This window comes from Ruegeria sp. HKCCD7181 (assembly GCF_057221055.1).
In genome coordinates this window covers 12,915-32,735 of the sequence record NZ_JBWVBC010000019.1, presented here as the reverse complement: position 1 = coordinate 32,735, position 19,821 = coordinate 12,915, and the positions used below count along the sequence as shown (strand labels likewise).

The following is a 19,821-nucleotide window of genomic DNA, read 5'->3' as shown; positions in this document are numbered from 1 at the left end:
GCCGCTACCAACTCTCCGCCGTCTCATACCGTCATGCCGGGGCCGATGCTTTCAATCTCTGGAACGACCATGCCGCCCAAATGCGCGCTTGAAAGTCCGTGGACTTGCCCTTCTCAATCACGCGCAAACAAGTTGGCAATGCCGTTCAATCAGTCCACTGAACTGGCTACCTAATTTCGTTACACTCACCTAGACAGTTCGGTCAGTTCAAAACTATGCAACAGATCCGCCGGTAGTCATTCAATCGAAAGAGGGTTGAGCGTCAATCGCCAAAACATGTAACAGAACCGCGCGCTCAAAAGGCCGATTTTGTATAGACTGATCGACTAACGCAACGGCCATCAAGGATTTGGTATCGTCATATTCGACTTGTGTCGGAGAGGAAACGAAACCAAATTGGCCGCGACTCCAGCGGCCAAAGGACACCTTGATGAAGGGCACCACCCTTGCCCCGTTCCAATTCAAGACATACCGGCTGCTTTGGATTGCCTCCCTGATTACAAACCTTGGCTGGCAAATCCAGAGCGTTGCCGCTGGTTGGTTGATGGCATCCCTGACAACCAGTCCAGCAATGGTTGCCCTTGTCCAGGCCTCGGTTACGCTGCCGCTTGCCATTCTTTCTTTGCTCGGCGGCGTATTTGCGGACAACTACGAACGCCGCACCGTTATGATGTTGGCACAGGTCTTCATGTTGGTCATGACAGCCTGCTTGGCGGGATTGACCTGGGTCACCTTCATCAACCCTTGGGCGCTATTGTCTTTCACCTTTGCCATTGGTTGTGGTGTGGCCATGCACTTACCGTCCTGGCAAGCCTCCGTGGGTGATCTCGTGCCCCGCAAACACTTGCCGCAAGCTGTCATGTTGAATGGGATGGGGTTCAACCTGATGCGTGGCATTGGGCCGGCTGTGGGCGGCGCGATCATCGCTGCCTTTGGTGCTGCGGCTTCTTTTGCAATCAATGCAGTAACCTATATTCCCGTTCTGCTCGCACTGGCTTCCTGGAAACCAGTGCGCACGCCCGATCCGTTACCGCGTGAGCCTTTAGGATCGGCGCTAGGGGCCGGGATGCGTTACGTGACCATGTCTTCGGATCACATGAAGATCCTGTTGCGCGGGACCGTATTTGGCTTTTCCGCCGTGGCCGCCCTTGCCTTGATGCCGTTGGTGGCGCGCCAATTGTTGCAGGGATCCGCAATCACGTTCGGTCTGATCCTGACTTGTTTCGGCATGGGGGCCGTGACTGTGGCACTCAGCCTGCACCGGGTTCGCGAAAAGGTTGAAACTGAAACGATAGTGCGGGCGTCGTTCTTGTTCCTGGCCATTGGGCTGATGGCAATCGCTTTTTCCACAAATGTCTGGGCGACGGGGACTGCCGCTGTCGTCACCGGTATTGCCTGGCAATCCTCAATGTCGTTGTTCAACGTTGCCATGCAATTGTCGACGCCTCGCTGGGTCCTTGGGCGGGCCATGTCACTCTTGCAGGTTTTCACCTTTGGCGGCATGACCTTGGGAAGCATTGTTTGGGGTCGTGTTGCCACCACTGCCGGACTTGAAATGGCGTTCGGTATGGCTTCGGCGGCCTGCCTGGTGGGTGCCGCTATGGGGTTGGTTTTTCGACTGCCCGCGGAGAATCTGGACAATTTAGATCCGCACGATGGATTCACGCCGCCGGATCCAAATTTACAAATCGACATACAAAGCGGCCCGATCAAGGTTTCTGTTGAATTTCTGATACGCCCAGAAGATACTCGGGCATTCCTTGATTTGATGACCTTGCGCCGTCGCATCCGATTGCGAGACGGAGCCCATGGCTGGTCGCTCTACCGGGACCTGTCCCAGCCTGACCTGTGGCACGAAAGCTATCGCGTCCCCACATGGGCTGCCTACCTACGTCACATGCAGCGCCGTACGACGAAGGATGCCGAAAACTACCGCCAATTGTCAGAGCTGCATCAAGGTGGTGGCTTACCAGTTGCTCGGCGGTGGATCGAGCGCCCGACTGACGCAAGTCAAGTTGCGAGCGACTAGCTGCCTCAGCGGCCCTCAAAGTAGCCATTGTCGGGCAATTGCCGGCGGCTGGATGTGGCTCGGATCTTTAGGGGTCTCTATACGTCTAGCTTTAAACCTGAGCCACTTCTAGCCAGGCAAAAGTGGTTCTGGCGTTCCCAGGGTGTGAGCAGGCCGCAGAACTCAGTGAGTGTTTCGAACAACTGATCGAACGTTCGGGCTCAGATCCTTCGCAGATGTTCCTTGAATTCGGGGTAGGTGTTTTCGAACGGAATGAGATCCTAATAGTTAGGTCGCTGCAAACATTGCCTGAGATATTTGGCATTCGGGTCTCCTATCGACACTTCAGGGTGTAGGTGAAATCACCCGAGGAACAAAACTTTGATCAGAAATTCGTGGGTGCTGCCCGTGGATTTCTCTGTTCAGCGGCTTGAACCTGGGCGCGCAATAGGTCAATGAAATCTTGCTGTTTGCCTGTCGGCTTCCAGCCTTGCCGAACAGTGATGCCGATTTCTCGGGGAATGTCGTTAAGCGAAACGGGTAGGGCAACTAGGTTGCCTTTATGGACGTCAATCTTGACCTGGGCTTCCGAAATCATGGTCAGCCGCTTGTTGTCACTCAACAATCCACGCACCAGGATGGGTGAGTTCGATTCGATAATGGATCCAAAATCCTGTGCCGGAACTGCAGAAAAGTAGGAATCAAAAAAATCGCGCGTGGGCGCACCTTGGGCAGGCACTACCCAAGGAAAGGCGGCCATGTCCCGTGGCGTCACTGTGGTTGCTTTCCGCAAGGGATGATCAGGCCCGCAAAACACACCCAGACGATCGGTGAACAATACCTCCTGCTGGACGTCATCTGCTGGCCGCGGATGACGAAGGGCACCTATCATTAGATCAATTTCGCCATAGCGGAGCGCATGCAACAATTCGTCAAACGAATTGTCGAGAACCTGTACGCGCAGACCCGGATAGCGCTCTGTTAGCAAATTCAGAACAACCGGAAGCACGGTACTGCGCGCCAGCGGAAGGCTGCCCACCCGCAACACGCCTATGTCACTGCCACTTAGATGAGAAATATCATCAATCGCATAGTCCAGTTCCGCAAAGGCGACGCCGGCGGCGCGATGAAGTGCATCGCCAGCCGAGGAAAGCTTAACCTCCGTCGCGGATTGGTGATACAAAACCCTGCCAGAAAGTTTTTCAAGGTCCTTGGCTGCTTTGTATATCGACGATTGCGCCAAACCCATCGCCCGCGCCGCGACGGAATAATTGCCGTAGGTTGCAACGGCGATCAACGCCTTCAACTGCGTACTTGTCAGCGAGGTGACATATCCACGCTGTGCCGCAACGCCCCTCCCTCCGGCCTCAACGGCTAAACCATCAAATGCCCTGGCCGCGCGAAAGGAAAGAATTTTTCCGGCGTCCGTCGGAATCATTCCCTTGTTGCTGCGAGTGAATAATTTCACGCCGAGGCGGCGTTCAAGACCGGCTATGGCTTGCGTAATTGCGGATTGAGACAGGTGAACTTTTTGGGCAGCCGCGACAATACTTCCGGCCTGAACCACCGCGAGAAACGCGCGCATATGGCGCAGATTGATATCGCGACCTCTCAAGCTGATCTCCTAACCGCTATAGGCAAAATTAATACATATTCGTTTAGATTGAAATGGATGTTCAGCGCTGGCCCGCCGATGCTGGAGGCAGCTGAATTCTGGAGCGCCTCCCATGTCTGAACAAAACACCGCACTTGTGATTTCTGCCCATGCCGCCGACTTTGTGTGGCGATGCGGTGGCGCAATCGCACTACACCAAAAACGTGGATTTGACGTGACCGTCGTCTGCTTGTCTTACGGTGAACGAGGCGAGAGCGCGCGGCTTTGGAAAGATGGTAAATCGTTGGATCAGGTCAAGGCGATCCGCAGAACCGAGGCCGAAAACGCTGCCAGTGCTCTTGAAGTCCACGACATCAAATTTCTTGATCTCGGCGACTACCCGCTTGATCTTGGCTCACATGCGCAAGAGCAGGTTGTCGACATCATTCGCGACGTCCAACCCAATTTCATGCTCAGCCATTCGCAATACGATCCCTATAACACGGACCATATGCGCACGACAGAATTTGCGTTGACATGCCGCATGATTGCTCAGGCCTGGGGCCACAATCCAGGGCAAAAAGTGCTCGGGTCGCCGCAGCTCTATTTGTTTGAACCGCATCAGACCGAGCAGATGGGCTGGAAGCCGGATACGTTTTTGGACATCACCGAGGTCTGGGAGAAAAAACGCGCCGCCATCGAATGCATGGAAGGGCAGCATCATCTCTGGGATTATTACACAAACGTCGCAGAGAACCGGGCAAATCACTTCCGCAGAAATTCCGGCGGAATGGCAGGCGGGCGACCTGCGAAATATGCTGAAGGCTTTCAATCGGTATTCCCTCGGACTGTGGACATACTCTGAGGGGCACGACCCACTGCACCCAGCACACACGCCTTTCGCCTGAGAAGAACTATGGAGAGCCAACATGGCCGTAGTCGTTCAAAAAATACAAAGAGCCGGCCAGGATACCATCGCCAGATTGCGCAAAGCCGGCGTCGCCACAGTGCACGAAGCACAGGGACGCAAGGGTTTGATGAAGTCAAAAATGCGTCCCATTCAACAAGACTTGTCTATTGCGGGGTCTGCAGTCACGATCTCTGCTCCGCCGGGCGACAACTGGATGATTCACGTCGCCATAGAACAGCTACAGCCAGGAGATGTCATGGTGTTGGCGCCAACCGCGCCGTGCGACATGGGGTATTTTGGCGACCTTCTGGCCACTTCGGCCCAGGCGAGAGGGTGCGCCGCGTTGGTTATCGATGCTGGCGTCCGCGATACATCCGATTTGCGTCAGATGGGATTTGGTGTTTGGTCCACTGCTGTCTCAGCACAGGGCACAGTGAAAGAGACGCTGGGTTCGGTCAATGTACCAATTGTCTGCGCCGGTGCCCTGGTGAACCCCGGCGACGTCGTTCTTGCCGATGACGATGGAGTGTGTGTTGTTCGGCGCGAAGATGCCGAGGCCGTCGCTACGAAAGCGCAAGAGCGTTTGGATGCGGAAGAAGCGAAGCGCAGGCGATTGGCAGCGGGTGAACTTGGCCTTGATATCTATGACATGCGACCTCGGCTGAAAGCGAAGGGCCTAAGGTATGAGTAAGGGCACGCCTGTCATGTGGATGCGTGGAGGCACGTCGAAAGGGGCCTATTTCCTCGCGTCCGACTTGCCGGTCGACGAGAACGCTCGCGATGCATTGCTGTTGCGCATCATGGGTTCGCCCGATCCGCGCCAAATCGATGGCATAGGAGGCGCCGACCCGTTGACGTCAAAGGTTGCCATCGTCTCAGCCTCGAGACGACCGGGGATTGATGTCGAGTACCTGTTTCTACAGGTTTTTGTCGATCAGCCCATTGTGACAGACGCACAGAATTGCGGGAATATTCTAGCGGGTGTCGGGCCTTTCGCTATTGAACGAGGCCTCGTCAAAGCGACCGGACCGGAAACCAAGGTGACAATTTATATGCGGAATTCGGGACAGGTTGCATCCGTCCGGGTCCCGACCCCGGGCGGAGAGGTGCGCTATGAAGGTGACGCCAGGATAGATGGGGTTCCAGGGCGCGCAGCAGCCCTGCCCATCGAGTTTCGAGAAACAGCAGGATCAAGCTGCGGCGCCCTGCTCCCGACCGGGCATGCCAACGACTTCATCGACGGCATACAGGTCACGCTTATTGATAATGGGATGCCCTGCGTATTGTTGCGCGCTTCTGACTTGAATGTCTCCGGAACTGAACCGCCTGAGCAATTGGAAGGCGATGTCTCACTCGTCAAACGACTGGAATCGATCCGCCTCCAAGCTGGTCCGATGATGAACCTTGGAGACGTCTTGGATAAATCCGTTCCCAAGATGACCTTGCTCTCTGCACCGCGTCGTGGCGGCGCAATTTCGACACGCACATTCATCCCTCATCGCTGTCACAAGACGATCGGAGTTCTCGGGGCTGTTTCCGTTGCCACTGCGTGCCTTACAAAGGGAACGATGGGCTACGACCTGGCTGTCATAGGTACAGAGAATCCGAAGCATCTTTCAATCGAACATCCGTCCGGCGAAATGACGGTGATCGGCGCGGTTGAAGAAGGGGAGGTCAGACGAACAGAGGTTTTGCGCACCGCGCGCAAACTTATGGACGGTATGGTCTATTAACCGAAATCTGCCCTATTGAAGCCACCAGGCGCGGCTGTGCATGATCTCAGGAGTCAACGGCGCGCAGCGCAAATGTCCTGTTTGCTCGTGCCTTGGTTGGAGAGGTTCGATATAACTCCTGATACGCTTTCGAGAATGTGGAAACAGAACCGAAACCGGTGGCGACCGCAATTTCGATGAGGGGCATGGTGGTCTCCGTCAACAAGGGGTGCGCCGTTCTGATACGCATCCGCTTGTAGTAAAGCCCGGGTGTCGTGCTCAGGTATTTTTGGAACAACCTTTCAAGCTGTCGAATTGATATTCCGGCTTGGCTGGCGATTTCCGAAGTGGGAAGAGGGTCTGAAACGTTTGCTTCCATCAATCGGATCGCGGTGGCGATGTTTGGGTCGAACTGATCGGCGAGAAAGCTGCCCGCCTTCGGTTGTTCCGCAGCCGCACTCCGAATAGCCGGGACCATCAAACGGCTGCTGAGCTCTGCAAGCTCCTGATTGGAAATATGCTGGGCGATCATGCGAATAGTAAGTTCCAGGGTGAATCCTAACCCGACAGACGTAACAACTCCGAACGCAGACGCCGCCAGACAATTCTCTAGATCCGGATAACTGCCGGTTTCCGACAGGACGATGAAATCCTTCCATTGGGTCGTCCGGGGCCCATCCTGGGATTTCCGCGATCTTATGAAAGAGGTCGCCGCGTCCGATAGAATTGCAACCGGCCTGGAGCGCACCTGCATTGCGCGCACTCTGGAAACCCATCCTGTGGTGTCGATTTGCTCTCCGCCCAAGACAACCAGGTTATCCTTTAGTCCATCGTCAAATATGGCTGGCGCTGCACGTGCAATCATTCCGCATCTTCCAGCAACCAATCCCGGCTTATCTGAAACGAAATACCAAACGAATAATGGTGCACCGATCACGCGATTTGCGGTTTCCAGCACAGCCGTGACCGAAGCAAGCTCGAGGTCAGAGAACCCATTTTGCAAAAAGACCTCAAAGGAGACTTGCCGTCTTCCATTCAACTTGTCTTTTTCCCTGGGTGAACATCTTATGTTCCGTTTCATATCGGTATCTCCGCCTCGGAGTGTCCACAATCTGCGACCTGAGTTGCGGGCTTCTGGAAGCCGTTATTGAAAGGATGTGCCGATTGACCAGCTCAGATGCTGGATCAGACTTGCAGCAAATCTCCAGCGTCGAATAACTGTGCCAGATGTGTGAACGCGCCAAGACCTTTCGCCATGGTCGAGACAGGCAGGACCATTTTGTACACTGCGATGATTAAGTCAAAAAATACCGATTGAAGGTGACTCCAACCATGCGGTTCTGGCATCGGGAACAAGCCGCTGACAGCGACTGACCCTCGATTGGGACCCGGGCGCCGCTTCGCGCCGCCCGGGGGATAGCCTGACTTACTGTTCGCCTTTGGCGATATAGTCCTGAAGGAATTTCACCATTTCGGGCGGGACACTTGCAACCGCCGATTGGGCGTTCAGAGCCTGATCGTATGTGACGAAGTTCACCGGCTTTCCGAATGCCTTTTCATGCGCGGCAATGAATTCGGGATCTGAGGGGAGCGCCTCCCAGCCCGCCTTCAACGCGTCAAACGCCTCGTCTGGCGTGCCTTCTGGCAGCCAAACCGAAAGTCCCATGCTGGCAAGCTGATCAAGGGTCTTGTAGGCCTCCCAGTATTCGCCCGAAGGTTGCGACCCATGCATTGCTTCGTGCAGGTCATTGAGTGTCGGGACGTCCTGTTCCGCCAGGATCGAGCTGGCCGACGTGCTGCCGTCGGCATTTATATCGGGGTAGTCCACCCACAGCATTCCCGGTCCCTGATCAACCAGCGACTGCTTCATTCCCGAGGCATAGGTGCCGTAGTTCATCCCAATGTGGCTGATTTCGCCCGACAGGAAGGCCGGGATTTGCTTGGCCGAGCCACGATAGCCGGGGATGTAGAAGTACTCGACGCCAAGTACGTCGTAGCCGAGGCGCTGGCGCAGGTCCAGCGTGGACGAGGGGCTGAGCCCGCCCACAACCAGAGGCTGGCTGCCCTTGCCAATGGTTGTCCGGTCGCCGTCGATCAGCACATTCTTGTTGATCACTGCAGTGCTGATCGCACTTTCACCGCCGACGACGCGCATCGTGGAATAGTCGAAACGCACGCCATCGCGTCGGGTCACCTGCGCGGTCGAAAGCCAGGGCGCGCAGAGCATTTCGGAGCCGTCGTTTGGCATTTCATTGGATGCGTAGTTGTTGGCCTTCATCCCGCCAGCGCCAGACATGTTGTTGATGATGACGTCCGGCTGGCCCGGAATTAGGCGGGCGAGATGCGGTACGACGATCCGGAAGAATGCGTCTGTTCCGCCGCCTGGGGCATAGGGCACGACGCAGGTGATCGTCTTGCCCTCGTAGAAATCAGCGGCCTTGGCGGTTGCCGACCAAAAGGTTGCCACTGCCGCCGTTGCCACGGCTATGGATTTAAAATGGATCATTCTTTTTCCTCCATGTTGAATCGGTTTTTTGCTTGATTGCCAACCGGCTTGGTCGGCGGTCGAGTTTCTGACTCAGCCTCCAAAGAGAGAGACTACAAAAGGGCGCTGGAACGGGATGTGCATGATCCAGTCGTAAAACACTGTGATGAACGCATATCCGGCGGCCGCGTAGACCAACGCGAACCAGACGGGCCGTTTACCCCATACGATCAGATAAAGCAGTATGAACCCGGCAATCGCGAATTTCTGGCCGATAAACCAGCACCCGAAGACGGTGACACCCACCCAGAAGATGAACCGCAGGCCGATCTTCAACTGAGATTCGTCCAGTGCCGCCGCCCAAGCCGCTCCAAAACTGCCCAACTCTGCGATCTTGTGGCGCGCGAAGCCGAAATCCCTCCACAGGATTGTCGTCAGCAACGCCAGGGCGGCAACGCTCACGGCTATCGGGTATTGCCGGTTGGTCGGATGGAAATCGAAGGCCAGGATTATCGCGGCTGTGAAGAAAACCACGAATACGCCTGCAAGCAGAATGGCAATTAGTGGGTTCCGCTCGCCGCCTTCGATCGACAGCTTTCCGTCAAGCGCTGTGTTTGCGGTGGGTTGTGCCTGCTTTTTCTTGACTATCCCGCTTGCGGTAGCGATCAGCGTTAGGATGATAATCAGGCCGATGACTATTGACGGAGTCCGTTCCAGCCATCCGAGCGTTCCATAGATACGGTTGGAGATGACCAGAGCATTCTCCATATTCGGACCCAACACCAGAGCGATGATCAAAGGCGGGCGCGGCCAGCCGGAGCGTTTCATAAACAGCCCGAGCGCCCCCATTGTAAGCATCAGGATCAGATCACCCATCGACTGCGCGCCTAGCCAGGAGCCCATGAAGACAAACAAAATCACGACCGGAACCATAAGGTGGCCGTCAATGAAGATCGCCTTGGCCACCTGACGCCCGATGAGCATCAAGAGGATGGCGGATACGATATTGGCGATGATCAGGGTCCAGATCATGGCGAAGGTGATGTCGAGCTTGGTCGTCAACATCTCCATGCCCGGCCGCAGGCCCTGGATCAGCATCGCGCCAAGCAGGATCGACATGGCAAAATCGCCGGGAATGCCGAAGGTCAGAGTCGGAATCAACGCTCCGCCGCGCTGAGCATTGTTGGCGCTTTCAGGGGCGATCACGCCTCGGATATCGCCGCGCCCGAACTCATTCTCGCCTTTGGTCGTCTGGACCGCCATACCATATGCGGCCCAGTCGACGATTGACGCCCCGAGACCCGGCAGCATGCCGATGTAAACGCCCAGCGTCGAGCTTTTGAGCACCAGCCACCAGTTGCTGAAAGTGTCGCGAACGCCCTGTAGCATTCCACCGCCTTGCGTCTGGTCGCCACTCACACGGCTGATCGATGTGTTTCGTGTCGCCATTTCCAGCAATTCGGGAATCGCAAACAATCCAAGAACCACTGCGACCAGCGGCGGTGTGTTTAGCATGTACTCGATTCCGAAATAGTACCGGGGCTCACCGTTGAACGTGTTTTCGCCGATGGTGCCGAGCAGCATGCCAAAAGCGCCGATGACCAGGCCCTTGGCAACAGAATTCCCTGAAAGCGCGCCGACCATACAGATGCCGAGCAACGAAAGCATGAAATATTCCGGAGTGGAAAAAAGGGTAAGAATTGGTTTGATCAATGGCACCGAGACCGTCAGCACGATAGCGCCGATGACACCGCCCAGGGCGGAGCATGAATAAGCAGCTCCGAGCGCTCGGTTGGCTTGGCCTTTCTGCGCCAACGGATAGCCGTCCATCACGGTGGCCTGACTGGCCGCAGTGCCGGGTATTCCGAGCATAACCGAGGCGATTGTGTCGCTGGTTGTGGTGACCGCGAACATTCCGAGCATCAATGCGAAGGCCGATACGGGGTCCATCGTATAGGTAAATGGCAACAGCAGAATCAGCCCGGTTACGCCTCCCACTCCGGGAAGTGCACCCAGCCAGATTCCCAGGATTATGCCCAAACCAAGATAGCCAATTGCGGGCCAACTAAACACCTGCAACAGTCCCGAGAAAAGCGCCTCGATCAAGTCCTTACCTCCCCAAAAAGCGCAGCATTTCAACTTATTGCGCCAGTAAATTTGTCATCCGATTGATTGCGGGTGCGATTAAGTTTCCGCCGAGGTCTCAAGGCAAACCAACCACCGGTTTGCCACGTCGACCGCATCAGCTTGCCCACTTTCGTCCCACTTGTCAAATAAACATTCTCAGATCCATTCGGCAGAAAAAGGTGAGTATCTCTGTGGAACTCACATGGTTCATGCCCCCTGAGTCTTTTTGTCTTCGCTATCGAAGCGCGGATTGAAGCTGGCAATCGCGCAATTCGGGTTGACTTGCTTACTAGTGGGATGATAGTGGGCAATTATGCGCCAAGGCAAAGCTGGCGTTTTCAACCCGGTCACGGAGATTAACCATGAAGTACAAAGCCTACGCGGCAACGATGCAATCCGTGTGGTTCAGCGAGGATGAAGGCAAAAGCTGGAATCGGTTGCTGACGCCGACGGGAGGTTTCTATAACGAGGCACGGGTTTGGGCCGTGCACACCCACGCAGACAGGCCCGGCGAGGTTCTGGCAGGCACCGATCAGGGTCTTTATCGCTACAGCGAGGAAACCGGTCGGTTTGATTATGTCCCTTCGCCGATGGACAGCTTGCACATTCTACAAATTGCCCAAGCACCGCATGACCCCAACTTCATCGTTTGCGGCACACGCCCCGGCGAAATCTTCATTTCAGAAGATAATGGTGAAAGCTGGGACCGCGCCAATCTGGATGCCTCGACCGAATGCTGGTTCATAAACACCAGCCGCGTCACGTCTGTCCACTTCGATCCCAAGGATGAAGACACGATTTGGATCACCGTCGAAATTGACGGCGTTATCCGGTCCACCGACAGGGGCAAGACCTGGGAACTGATCATTCGCGGACTGCACGACAATGATACGCATGATCTGGTCTTCCGCGATTATGACGATGGGCGCAGAACGATCCTGTGCTCGACCGAAGACGGGGTCCACAAGTCGACAGACAATGGCGCGACATGGGAACAACTAAAGATTCCGGAAGCAAAATGGGACTATTTCCGCAGCCTGAAACAACCGGCGGAAAACAGTGATACCGTGATCGCTTCAGTCGGAGACAAACCGTCAGGAGAGGCCGGAAACCTGCTGATCTCGAATGATTTCGGTGAAACCTGGTCCGTCTGCGAAACATCGCACGAGGCGAATTCGACCTATTGGTCGATCGGCACAAACGCCGCCGACACCAACCTGCTGTTTGTTGCCACCATATTCGGGCAGATCTTCAAAAGCACAGATGCCGGCGTCAGTTGGCAGAAAACGGACCGCGAATTGGGCGAAATCCGCATGATCACCTGGGCACCAGTCTGAGGCCGGAAGGAAAGGAAAAGAACATGTCCCTGTTTCTGTTCAAACCCCATGTCGAGGGCCCGGAAGGCAACATCACGACGCCCGACATCGTCATCGACCGAGTGTTCGTCGACGGCACCCTGACCCCCGTCAACGCATTGACGAGCGAGACCTACTTGCAGGTCGGCAACGGCGAAACAGCCCGTCCGGCTTATGTTGTGACCGCGCTCGGCGGTGGTGCTCTGGTCGGTCCCGCGGTCGTGCTGAGCTCGGGCCGGATAGTGGTCGCCCGCCGCGCCTGGCGGCTGAACAATCTCGACGGCAACATTCACAGTGTCACGTTGAATGGAACCGCTCTATCCGCGCTGCGCCTTCCGGCGGACTTGATCGCGGCCGCTGGCGGCCACGGCGATACTTTGCCGCGCGGCTATCAGCTGATCTGCACTGCACCGGAGACATCGAACGAGGTCGTTCTGGAAGACCCGTCGCGCGGACGCGCGCTGTCGCTGCGGCTGGCGCTGAGCTCGGTCGATGTTGACCGCTGGGGAGATGCACGACCCAAACCGCGCTATTCGGTTGGGCCGATGAAGAAGGAAGTGCCACACTTCATCTGACCCGGATGCAAGTCCCGACTGATTGGTGCGGCGGCAGTCGGACCGTCGGCCGGGACAATCCACAAAGTAAAATGCCGCATAACGCGGCCCGAATCGGAGCAAGCCGGTGGCCGAGATGACGCCGCGCCGCGTAGATACGCTGGCTTTCATGGGCGGAATCACCGCCCTGACCGCGATATCGGTGGACATCCTGCTGCCCGCCACCGGAATTGTGGCCCGGCATTTCGGACAACCAGACACCGTCGGCCCGATGATCATCGGCGTTTACTTTTTGTCCTATGGTGTGGGGCAGATTTTCTGGGGGCTGTTTTCCGATGCGTTCGGACGCCGAACGGCGCTGATCATCAGCCTTGCCGGTTTCGTTATTGCGTCGGTTGCTTGCATCCTTGCACCAAGTTTCGAGTTCCTGGTCGCCGCGCGCCTGATCCAGGGCCTCATGGGCGGGGCCCCGGTGATTGCGCGGGCCATGGTCCGAGACATGGCCTCGGGCGAAGCCGGGGCGCGGCTCATGACGTTACTTGGGGCCATCCTGACCGTCGCGTCGCTTCTTGCCCCAGTGGTCGGCTCAGGGCTGTTGATCCTGTTTGACTGGCGCGCGCTGTTCGTCGTTCTGACCGTGTTGGGATGCGGCTTTTTCGCGTATGCCTTGATCGAGCTGAAGGAAACGTCCACCAACCGGAGGCCAAGCCGACTGAGTTTCACATTCCTGGCTTCGGCGGGGCGGCAGCTTCTGACCGATCCGCGGTTTCTGACTCCGGCACTGGTCGCCAGTCTGACCTTCGGTGGCTATGCCTCATTGGGCGCGGTCGGCGCCATTATCACCGAACGTTTTTTTGGCGTAGCACCGGAATCCTTCGGCGCGCTGTTTGCTTTGGCCGCCATTTCCAATACCGTTGGCGCCGTTACCGCAGGCCAATTGCTGAGACGGATAACTTTGCGCGAAATGGGCTCAGCCTCGGCCGTGCTGCTGACGGTTTCGGTAGCCGTCAACGTCGCGCTTGCAATCGCCGAACCGTCACTGCCGGTTTTCTGGGGCGGCATCTGCCTTTATGTTTTCACCTTGGGCATGATCTTTCCCACCGCGTTGGTTGCCGCGATGGAGCCTGCCGAAGACATGCCTGGATTTGCGGCGAGCATTGTCGGAGCACTTCAGATGTTCTTCGCCGGTCTGGGGTCGGTGGTCGCCACCGCCTTACTGAACGGCTCACATAGTGCGATCAACTGGACCATGGCGATTTTTGGAACCTGTGCGGTGCTGTCGCTGCTCGCCAGCCGTTCCCTTCAAAGAGGGTAAGCGTGGGTTTCTCACATAATCCGCCGACAATCCGGCACCCAGTTCCGCGCGGGTCGCGACAAACATCAACCGGGTAGGTAACATGACGAGTTCAGCACGAAACACCTCGACTCCTGCGGCAGACAGCCAGAAATGGGATTACATCATTGTCGGCGCCGGAACGGCAGGATGCGCTCTGGCCAACCGGCTGAGCGCCAACCCGAGCAATCGTGTTCTGCTGATCGAGGCGGGCGGGCGCAACCGATCGCCCTGGATCCGCATTCCGGTGGGTTATTTCAAGACCATCGGCGACCGGCGCTATGACTGGTGTTTTCAAACCGAGCCGGAACCTCACTTGAACGGGCGCCGCCTCAATTGGCCGCGCGGGCGCGGCCTCGGCGGATCAAGCGCTGTAAACGGGTTGATCTATGTGCGCGGTCAGCCACAGGACTTTGATGATTGGGGGCAGTCCGTGAAGGGCTGGTCTTTTGAAGAGGTCCTTCCTTACTTCAAACGGGCCGAACGGCAGGAGCGGGGCGCTGACCGGTGGCATGGTGGTGAAGGGCCGCTGGGAATATCTGACGGTCGGGCCCAGTTCCGGATCACCGATCATTTTCGCGATGCCGCGATTGCCGCTGGACTGCCGGACAACCCTGATTGCAATGCTGAAAGCCAGGAAGGCGTTGGGTACTATCAGACGTCAACATGGAATGGTTGGCGGGTCAGTTCCGCGCATGGCTATCTTGATCCAGTGCGAAACCGCCAGAACCTGCGGGTTCTGACCGACACACAGGTTCTGGGTATCGTAATCGAAAACCGCCGTGCAACAGGTGTGCGTTACCGCGAACCGGATGGCCGCGAAGCTATTGCCGGGTCTAGGGCTGAGGTAATCCTCGCCGCCGGTGCCATCGGGTCGCCGCAGCTCCTCATGCTGTCGGGGATTGGCCCGGCAGGGCACCTGACCGAAACTGGAATCACACCGGTTCTGGACGTGCCGGGAGTGGGGTCGGGCCTGCAGGACCATCTGAAATTCCACAACGCCTTTCGCGTGTCGATCCCGACGCTGAACAACCGTCTGAATTCAGTTTTGGGCAAGGCGCTGATGGGGGTCGAGTTCGCACTGACCCGCCGCGGTCCACTTACCATGGGCGCGGCGCCGGTTTTCGCCTTTCTGCGAAGCTCTCCCGAAGTTGCGCGCGCGGACATTCAATTCCACGTCGTGCCGTGGTCCAGCGACAATCCCACCGAGGGTTTCCACAAGTATTCGGGGTTCTCGGTCTCGATCTGTCCGGTCCGGCCCGAAAGCCGGGGCTGGATCCGACTGGCTTCGCCCGACCCGCTAACCCCTCCGCGCATGTGTGCGAACTACCTGGCCACCGAAACCGATCAGGTGACCATTCTGAACGGTCTGAAACAATCACAAAGGATCTGCGGCCACGCGCCGCTCAAGGACCTGATCGAGGAAGAGACCTGGCCCGGTGCGCCGCTGGCCGGTGCCACGGATGCACAGCTGCTCGACGCCATTCGCGATCGCGTAACGACGATTTTTCACCCAGTTGGCTCGGTGGCGATGAGTGATGATCCATGCGCACCGCTTGACGGTCGTTGCAGGTTGCGGGGGATCGAAGGCTTGCGGGTGGTCGATGCATCGGTCATGCCCTCGATTGTATCAGGCAACACCAATGCGGCGGTTGGCATGATCGCCGAAAAGGCCAGCGAGATGATCCTTGAGGATCGAGCTTGATCGCAGCTGCGCCTTCGCCAGGTCACGGGATGACCACTGACGTCGGCGTGGGGCGCTTTTTGACGCCAAGACGGCAAATGCCGGGAACGGGGACTATTCTTACCAATTTACTGGGGCCGTGGAACGGCCCGACGATGGCGCGATAGGGCTAGAGGCCTGTTGATTTCACGCGTCGGCCAAGCTCTTGCGTTGCGCAGATCGGATGGTTCCGTCGCAAATTGCTTTGAGAATGAAATAGGGGGCGCGGGCTAGTCAATTGCTCCGCCGGCAGGACGAAGAACAATCTGGATTTCTTTCGGATCCCGGTGCGAAACTGAATGCCGCAGATAGAAGATAACCGCTTGCAATATCACTTCCATTGGAAAATGCGCGCCTTTAAATAAGATCCTCTCGTCCTGCCCCTGTCAGTTTTGCGTACGCCCTTATCAGAAATCTAATTGATCAGACGAACAGGCCCAGAGTTTGCGGCTGAACCTCCGAAAGGGTCAGGTCGGGCGCGGATTCTGCCTATTCCAACAATTTTGCGCCGTTAGCTATTTGGGTTCATTTTTTTTGACCCAAACTGTTGCTTCTGAAAAGTTTGGGAAACAGCCCGATATCAGTCCGGAATTCATACTCGCAATCCGCAGTCGCGAATTATGCCGGCGACCAAATGCTCGCGTCGATACGCCATGAGATGAATGCCAGCCACGCCTGTGATTTCCTTGACCTGCTGAATCAGTTCTATACAGAGCCTGCGCCCTTCATCGCTCGGGTTATTCGCGCGTTCCAACCGATCGATCACGGTATCTGGAATGTGAATGCCCGGTACGTTTTTTCGCATCCATCTGGCGGATTTGGCGGACGCAAGTGGGCCGACGCCTGCCAGAATGAACACTTTCTTGTCGAGCCCTAGGTCGCGGACGCGCGCCATGAACGCCTCAAACCTCGGTATGTCAAATATGTAATTGGTCTGGATGAACTCCGCCCCGGCTTCGACCTTTTTGGCGAGGCGGTCCGGGCGCCATTCCACCGGGTCGACGCAGGGGTTTTCCGCCGCGCCGAGAAACAGATGTGGCGGATGCCTGATCTTGCGGCCTGAAAGAAAAATCCCCTGATCGCGCATGGTGCGGATGGTGCGCAGAAGCGACACAGAATCGAAATCAAATACCGGTTTTGACCCCGGCTGGTCGCCTGCGCCGACATCGTCGCCAGTCAGGCAGAGCACGTTCTTAACACCCATCGCCGCCGCGCCGAGCACATCGCCCTGAATCGCGATCCTGTTTCGGTCGCGGCAGGAAATCTGGTAAACCGTGCCATGACCGGTTCTGGTGAGCAGCGAACAGATGCCAAGCGAGGACATGTGACAATTCGCGCCCGACGCGTCAGTCGCGTTTATCGCATCCGCCACCTCGGCCAAGGGCTTTGCTGCTTCGAATACGTCTGCGGGATCGGCACTGTCCGGCGGGTTCAGTTCCGCCGTCACAGCAAATTTTCCCGACCGCAACACCTTTTCCAGCTTGCTGCCAGCGACGTGGCCTGCCGGTGGTTCCTCGTAAGGCCGAATGGCGTTGGGGTCGGTATAAATCAGGCTCACTCACCCTCTCCCCGGTTGACGGCTCGCGATGGCTCCTCGGCCAACGGTGCGGTGGTCGGTTCTATCTTGCGTGCGCCGTCAAAGGATTGTGCCAACGCGTTGCGCGCGGATTTCCTTTTTGTGCGCAGCTTTACTGCTTTTTCGCGGCTCGCCCGCAACCAAGCGGACGACCCTTCCAGCCTGCGGTCCACCGGCGGAAGCACTTCTTTGATACGCTCGCCGTTGCGCATTCTGGTGGCGCCGTCCCAGGCTTCGACCCAGACACAGCGCATCGCCGGTTTGACCTCACAGAACCCGCCGGGCCGCACTCCGCCACAGGGGCCGTTTCTAAGCTGTTTGGGACAGTTCATTGGGCAGGACATGCCAGTGGACGACAACACGCATTGGCCGCACATTTTGCAATCGAACAGCAAGCGCTTCAGCAGACGTTCGACAAATGCCACGGGCCGCTCGACCCGATTGTACCCGACACGTGAGAATACCGGATCGAGCGCAATCATCGCGGTTTCAAGCTGGCGATAGATCCACTCGAATTTCCGCGAATGGCGCACGGCCAAAAGCCTTGCTCGATACAATGGGCGGTCCTCCTTCTCGTCTTACGCTAACCGGTGCATTGTTACAGGGAAACCCTGGATGCCTGTTGCTCAAAACCGATTTCAATCCGGGTCCGGTCTTAGGCGCGGGATCACAGAATCCCACGCCAGTCCTTTAAGATTTCGCGCGCAGCATTGTGGCCTGGAACGGCCGACACCGCTCCACCCGGATGAGTGGATGCCCCGCATTGGTAGAGGTTTTTCACAGGGCTGCGGTAATCTGCATAGCGCGGTACGGGGCGCATAAAGAAGAGTTGGTCCAGCGTCAGTTCGCCATGCTGGGAATTGCCGCCCGGCATATTGATATCGGCTTCGATGTCCCTGGGTGTGTAGAGCTTGTAGTCGATCACGCTTTCGGAGAAGCCCTGAGCAAACCGGTCCATCACGCCGAAGGCGTTTTTCACCAACTGCGGCCCTTCACGATCCCAGTCGGAATTCTTCAGCTCGTAGGGGCTCACGCCACCTTGGAAGACGACAACATGCTTGCCTTCAGGTGCCAGAGTCGGATCGGTATAGCTTGGTACGTTGGGGCTCAGGAACGGTTCTTGCGAGTACCATCCGAATTTGGCGTCATGGAACGCACGTTCAAGGAATTCCGGCGTTGGGCAGATATGGGCGTAAGCCGGATATTCCGTTCCCGCCTTTTCCTTGTCAAAGCCCTTGTATTGCGGCAACCGGTCGACGGCGCAAAGCAGTTTGAACCCCATGCCGCGCGAGCGGAACCCCTCGATATCCTCGACGAATTCTCCGGGCAGGTGATCGGGTTTCACCATGTCGAGGAACGTGCGCTTTGCGTTTACGTTCGAGATGACGCGATTGGCCCGGATTTCCTCACCCGAGCGCAGGCGCACGCCAACCGCCTTGCCGTTATCGACCAGGATTTCGTCGACCCATGCGTCGCACTGGATCTCCATGCCGTGCGCCTTTCCCGAGGCGGCGATGGCGTCGGCGATCGAGCCCATGCCGCCCTTGCAAAAGCTCATGCCGATCTGACCGATCAGGTGTGTGACCAGGTAGAAGGCGGTGCCGGGGGCATATGGTCCGACATTGCCTCCGATGGTGGCCCAGAACATGAATTTGGCCTTGACCAGATCGTTTTCGAACCAGCGGCTGACATAGTCATGCGCACTCATCGAAAGCGCGTGCAGCAGGTTGTAGACCTCTTTCTCGGCGTTGCGCAGCTTCCACGCGAACCGAGCGGTTTTCAGCAGGCCCACCGGGTCTTTGCGGAACGGGTTCACCGGCGTTTCAAGCTGCAACATGCGCAGAATTTCAATGGTCGATTGCAGGCGCTCGAAGAACTTCGGATAGTTCTCGGCGTCCTTTTTCGAGAATCGCGCAATCTGCGCCTGCGTTTTCACAGGATCCTTGGAAAAAACAATACCGTCATCTTCGGTCGGGTTGAACACGTTGGGCTGTGGGTAGTATTCGAGCCCATATTTTTTCAGCTCCAGCTCTTCGATCACCTTTGGGTGCAAATGCCCCATGATGAAGGAATAAGTTGATGCCCGAAAGCCCGGGCTGAATTCTTCTGTGACAGAGGCGCCGCCGATATAGGATTTCTGTTCCAGCACAAGCACCTTCTTGCCCGCACGTGAAAGATATGCGCCGCAGGTCAGACCGTTATGGCCGCCACCTACGACAATTGCGTCGAAGCTTCTGTCTTTTGTCATTTCGGTTTCCTGTCGTCTTTTCGATTTTCATCTGTCATGCGCGGCCGCCCGGCCAGACGAGGTCGGCACCTTGCAAGACGGCGTAAACTTCAATCGGTCGAGCGAGGGCCGGCGTTCATCCTAAGCAAGGAAGGGGGCCAGTTTGAACTGACCTGACCCGCCCCGGAATCGGGTAGTGCCAATCTGGTTTGAAGCT

The 19,821-nt window shown here is 56.9% G+C and carries 15 protein-coding genes; 8 read left to right on the top strand and 7 right to left on the bottom strand.

Features of this window, described 5'->3' with window-relative positions; all coding sequences use genetic code 11:
- Positions 1-430: 430 nt before the first annotated feature.
- Positions 431-2,029 carry an MFS transporter gene (locus AC2TCY_RS22280; protein ID WP_480850860.1) on the top strand — a complete coding sequence of 533 codons (1,599 nt, stop codon included), beginning with the start codon at positions 431-433 and terminating at the stop codon, positions 2,027-2,029.
- Positions 2,030-2,393: 364 nt separating this feature from the next.
- On the opposite strand, the gene AC2TCY_RS22275 is transcribed toward AC2TCY_RS22280, so the two are convergent.
- Entirely contained in the window at positions 2,394-3,623 is a 1,230-nt protein-coding gene (locus AC2TCY_RS22275; RefSeq protein WP_480850859.1) for a LysR substrate-binding domain-containing protein, read from the bottom strand.
- Between the two features lie 112 nt (positions 3,624-3,735).
- On the opposite strand from AC2TCY_RS22275, the gene AC2TCY_RS22270 reads away from it, so the two are divergent.
- The 3 genes from AC2TCY_RS22270 (at position 3,736) to AC2TCY_RS22260 (ending at position 6,245) form a co-directional block, all read left to right on the top strand.
- Positions 3,736-4,467 (top strand): PIG-L deacetylase family protein, encoded by a 732-nt coding sequence (locus tag AC2TCY_RS22270; RefSeq protein ID WP_480850858.1) that lies wholly within the window; start codon positions 3,736-3,738, stop codon positions 4,465-4,467.
- A 64-nt stretch (positions 4,468-4,531) separates the two neighbouring features.
- A complete protein-coding gene (locus tag AC2TCY_RS22265) occupies positions 4,532-5,203 on the top strand; it encodes a 4-carboxy-4-hydroxy-2-oxoadipate aldolase/oxaloacetate decarboxylase (protein ID WP_480850857.1) in 672 nt (223 codons plus the stop codon).
- Complete coding sequence (locus AC2TCY_RS22260) at positions 5,196-6,245, top strand: 4-oxalomesaconate tautomerase (RefSeq protein ID WP_480850855.1); 1,050 nt, start codon at positions 5,196-5,198, stop codon at positions 6,243-6,245. Before AC2TCY_RS22265 ends, AC2TCY_RS22260 begins: the two co-directional genes overlap by 8 nt.
- Positions 6,246-6,291: 46 nt before the next feature.
- Here the strand turns inward: AC2TCY_RS22260 and AC2TCY_RS22255 are convergent, their stop codons facing one another.
- The 3 genes from AC2TCY_RS22255 to AC2TCY_RS22245 form a co-directional block, all read right to left on the bottom strand.
- Entirely contained in the window at positions 6,292-6,756 is a 465-nt protein-coding gene (locus AC2TCY_RS22255; RefSeq protein ID WP_480850853.1) for a helix-turn-helix domain-containing protein, read from the bottom strand.
- Between the two features lie 894 nt (positions 6,757-7,650).
- Positions 7,651-8,730, bottom strand: coding sequence for a hypothetical protein (locus AC2TCY_RS22250; protein WP_480850851.1), 1,080 nt, complete (start codon positions 8,728-8,730; stop codon positions 7,651-7,653).
- 72 nt (positions 8,731-8,802) lie between these two features.
- Positions 8,803-10,815 carry a tripartite tricarboxylate transporter permease gene (locus AC2TCY_RS22245; RefSeq protein WP_480850849.1) on the bottom strand — a complete coding sequence of 671 codons (2,013 nt, stop codon included), beginning with the start codon at positions 10,813-10,815 and terminating at the stop codon, positions 8,803-8,805.
- 383 nt (positions 10,816-11,198) lie between these two features.
- Here AC2TCY_RS22245 and AC2TCY_RS22240 point away from each other — a divergent pair, with 383 nt between their 5' ends.
- The 4 genes from AC2TCY_RS22240 (at position 11,199) to AC2TCY_RS22225 (ending at position 15,783) form a co-directional block, all read left to right on the top strand.
- Positions 11,199-12,173 carry a WD40/YVTN/BNR-like repeat-containing protein gene (locus AC2TCY_RS22240; protein WP_480850848.1) on the top strand — a complete coding sequence of 325 codons (975 nt, stop codon included), beginning with the start codon at positions 11,199-11,201 and terminating at the stop codon, positions 12,171-12,173.
- Between the two features lie 23 nt (positions 12,174-12,196).
- Positions 12,197-12,766, top strand: a complete 570-nt coding sequence (locus AC2TCY_RS22235) for a hypothetical protein (protein ID WP_480850847.1) — start codon at positions 12,197-12,199, stop codon at positions 12,764-12,766.
- 115 nt (positions 12,767-12,881) lie between these two features.
- Positions 12,882-14,060: an MFS transporter gene (locus AC2TCY_RS22230; protein WP_480850864.1), complete on the top strand. Its 1,179-nt coding sequence runs from the start codon at positions 12,882-12,884 to the stop codon at positions 14,058-14,060.
- A gap of 82 nt (positions 14,061-14,142) precedes the next feature.
- A complete protein-coding gene (locus AC2TCY_RS22225; RefSeq protein ID WP_480850845.1) occupies positions 14,143-15,783 on the top strand; it encodes a GMC family oxidoreductase in 1,641 nt (546 codons plus the stop codon).
- Between the two features lie 610 nt (positions 15,784-16,393).
- Here the strand turns inward: AC2TCY_RS22225 and AC2TCY_RS22220 are convergent.
- The 3 genes from AC2TCY_RS22220 to AC2TCY_RS22210 form a co-directional block, all read right to left on the bottom strand.
- Positions 16,394-17,359, bottom strand: coding sequence for a methylenetetrahydrofolate reductase (locus AC2TCY_RS22220; protein WP_480850843.1), 966 nt, complete (start codon positions 17,357-17,359; stop codon positions 16,394-16,396).
- A complete protein-coding gene (locus AC2TCY_RS22215; protein ID WP_480850842.1) occupies positions 17,356-17,934 on the bottom strand; it encodes a methylenetetrahydrofolate reductase C-terminal domain-containing protein in 579 nt (192 codons plus the stop codon). The genes AC2TCY_RS22220 and AC2TCY_RS22215 overlap by 4 nt, the downstream gene beginning before the upstream one ends.
- A 110-nt stretch (positions 17,935-18,044) precedes the next feature.
- Positions 18,045-19,625 carry a phytoene desaturase family protein gene (locus AC2TCY_RS22210; protein WP_480850840.1) on the bottom strand — a complete coding sequence of 527 codons (1,581 nt, stop codon included), beginning with the start codon at positions 19,623-19,625 and terminating at the stop codon, positions 18,045-18,047.
- Between the last annotated feature and the right edge of the window lie 196 nt (positions 19,626-19,821).

Bases quoted from the DNA above. Each gene is read 5' to 3' on its own strand.
- AC2TCY_RS22270 (WP_480850858.1), top strand. From the start codon at position 3,736: ATGTCTGAACAAAACACCGCACTTGTGATTTCTGCCCATGCCGCCGAC.
- AC2TCY_RS22235 (WP_480850847.1), top strand. From the start codon at position 12,197: ATGTCCCTGTTTCTGTTCAAACCCCATGTCGAGGGCCCGGAAGGCAAC.
- AC2TCY_RS22230 (WP_480850864.1), top strand. From the start codon at position 12,882: ATGACGCCGCGCCGCGTAGATACGCTGGCTTTCATGGGCGGAATCACC.
- AC2TCY_RS22280 (WP_480850860.1), top strand. From the start codon at position 431: ATGAAGGGCACCACCCTTGCCCCGTTCCAATTCAAGACATACCGGCTG.
- AC2TCY_RS22240 (WP_480850848.1), top strand. From the start codon at position 11,199: ATGAAGTACAAAGCCTACGCGGCAACGATGCAATCCGTGTGGTTCAGC.
- AC2TCY_RS22250 (WP_480850851.1), bottom strand. From the start codon at position 8,730: ATGATCCATTTTAAATCCATAGCCGTGGCAACGGCGGCAGTGGCAACC.
- AC2TCY_RS22210 (WP_480850840.1), bottom strand. From the start codon at position 19,625: ATGACAAAAGACAGAAGCTTCGACGCAATTGTCGTAGGTGGCGGCCAT.
- AC2TCY_RS22225 (WP_480850845.1), top strand. From the start codon at position 14,143: ATGACGAGTTCAGCACGAAACACCTCGACTCCTGCGGCAGACAGCCAG.
- AC2TCY_RS22265 (WP_480850857.1), top strand. From the start codon at position 4,532: ATGGCCGTAGTCGTTCAAAAAATACAAAGAGCCGGCCAGGATACCATC.
- AC2TCY_RS22255 (WP_480850853.1), bottom strand. From the start codon at position 6,756: ATGATCGCCCAGCATATTTCCAATCAGGAGCTTGCAGAGCTCAGCAGC.
- AC2TCY_RS22260 (WP_480850855.1), top strand. From the start codon at position 5,196: ATGAGTAAGGGCACGCCTGTCATGTGGATGCGTGGAGGCACGTCGAAA.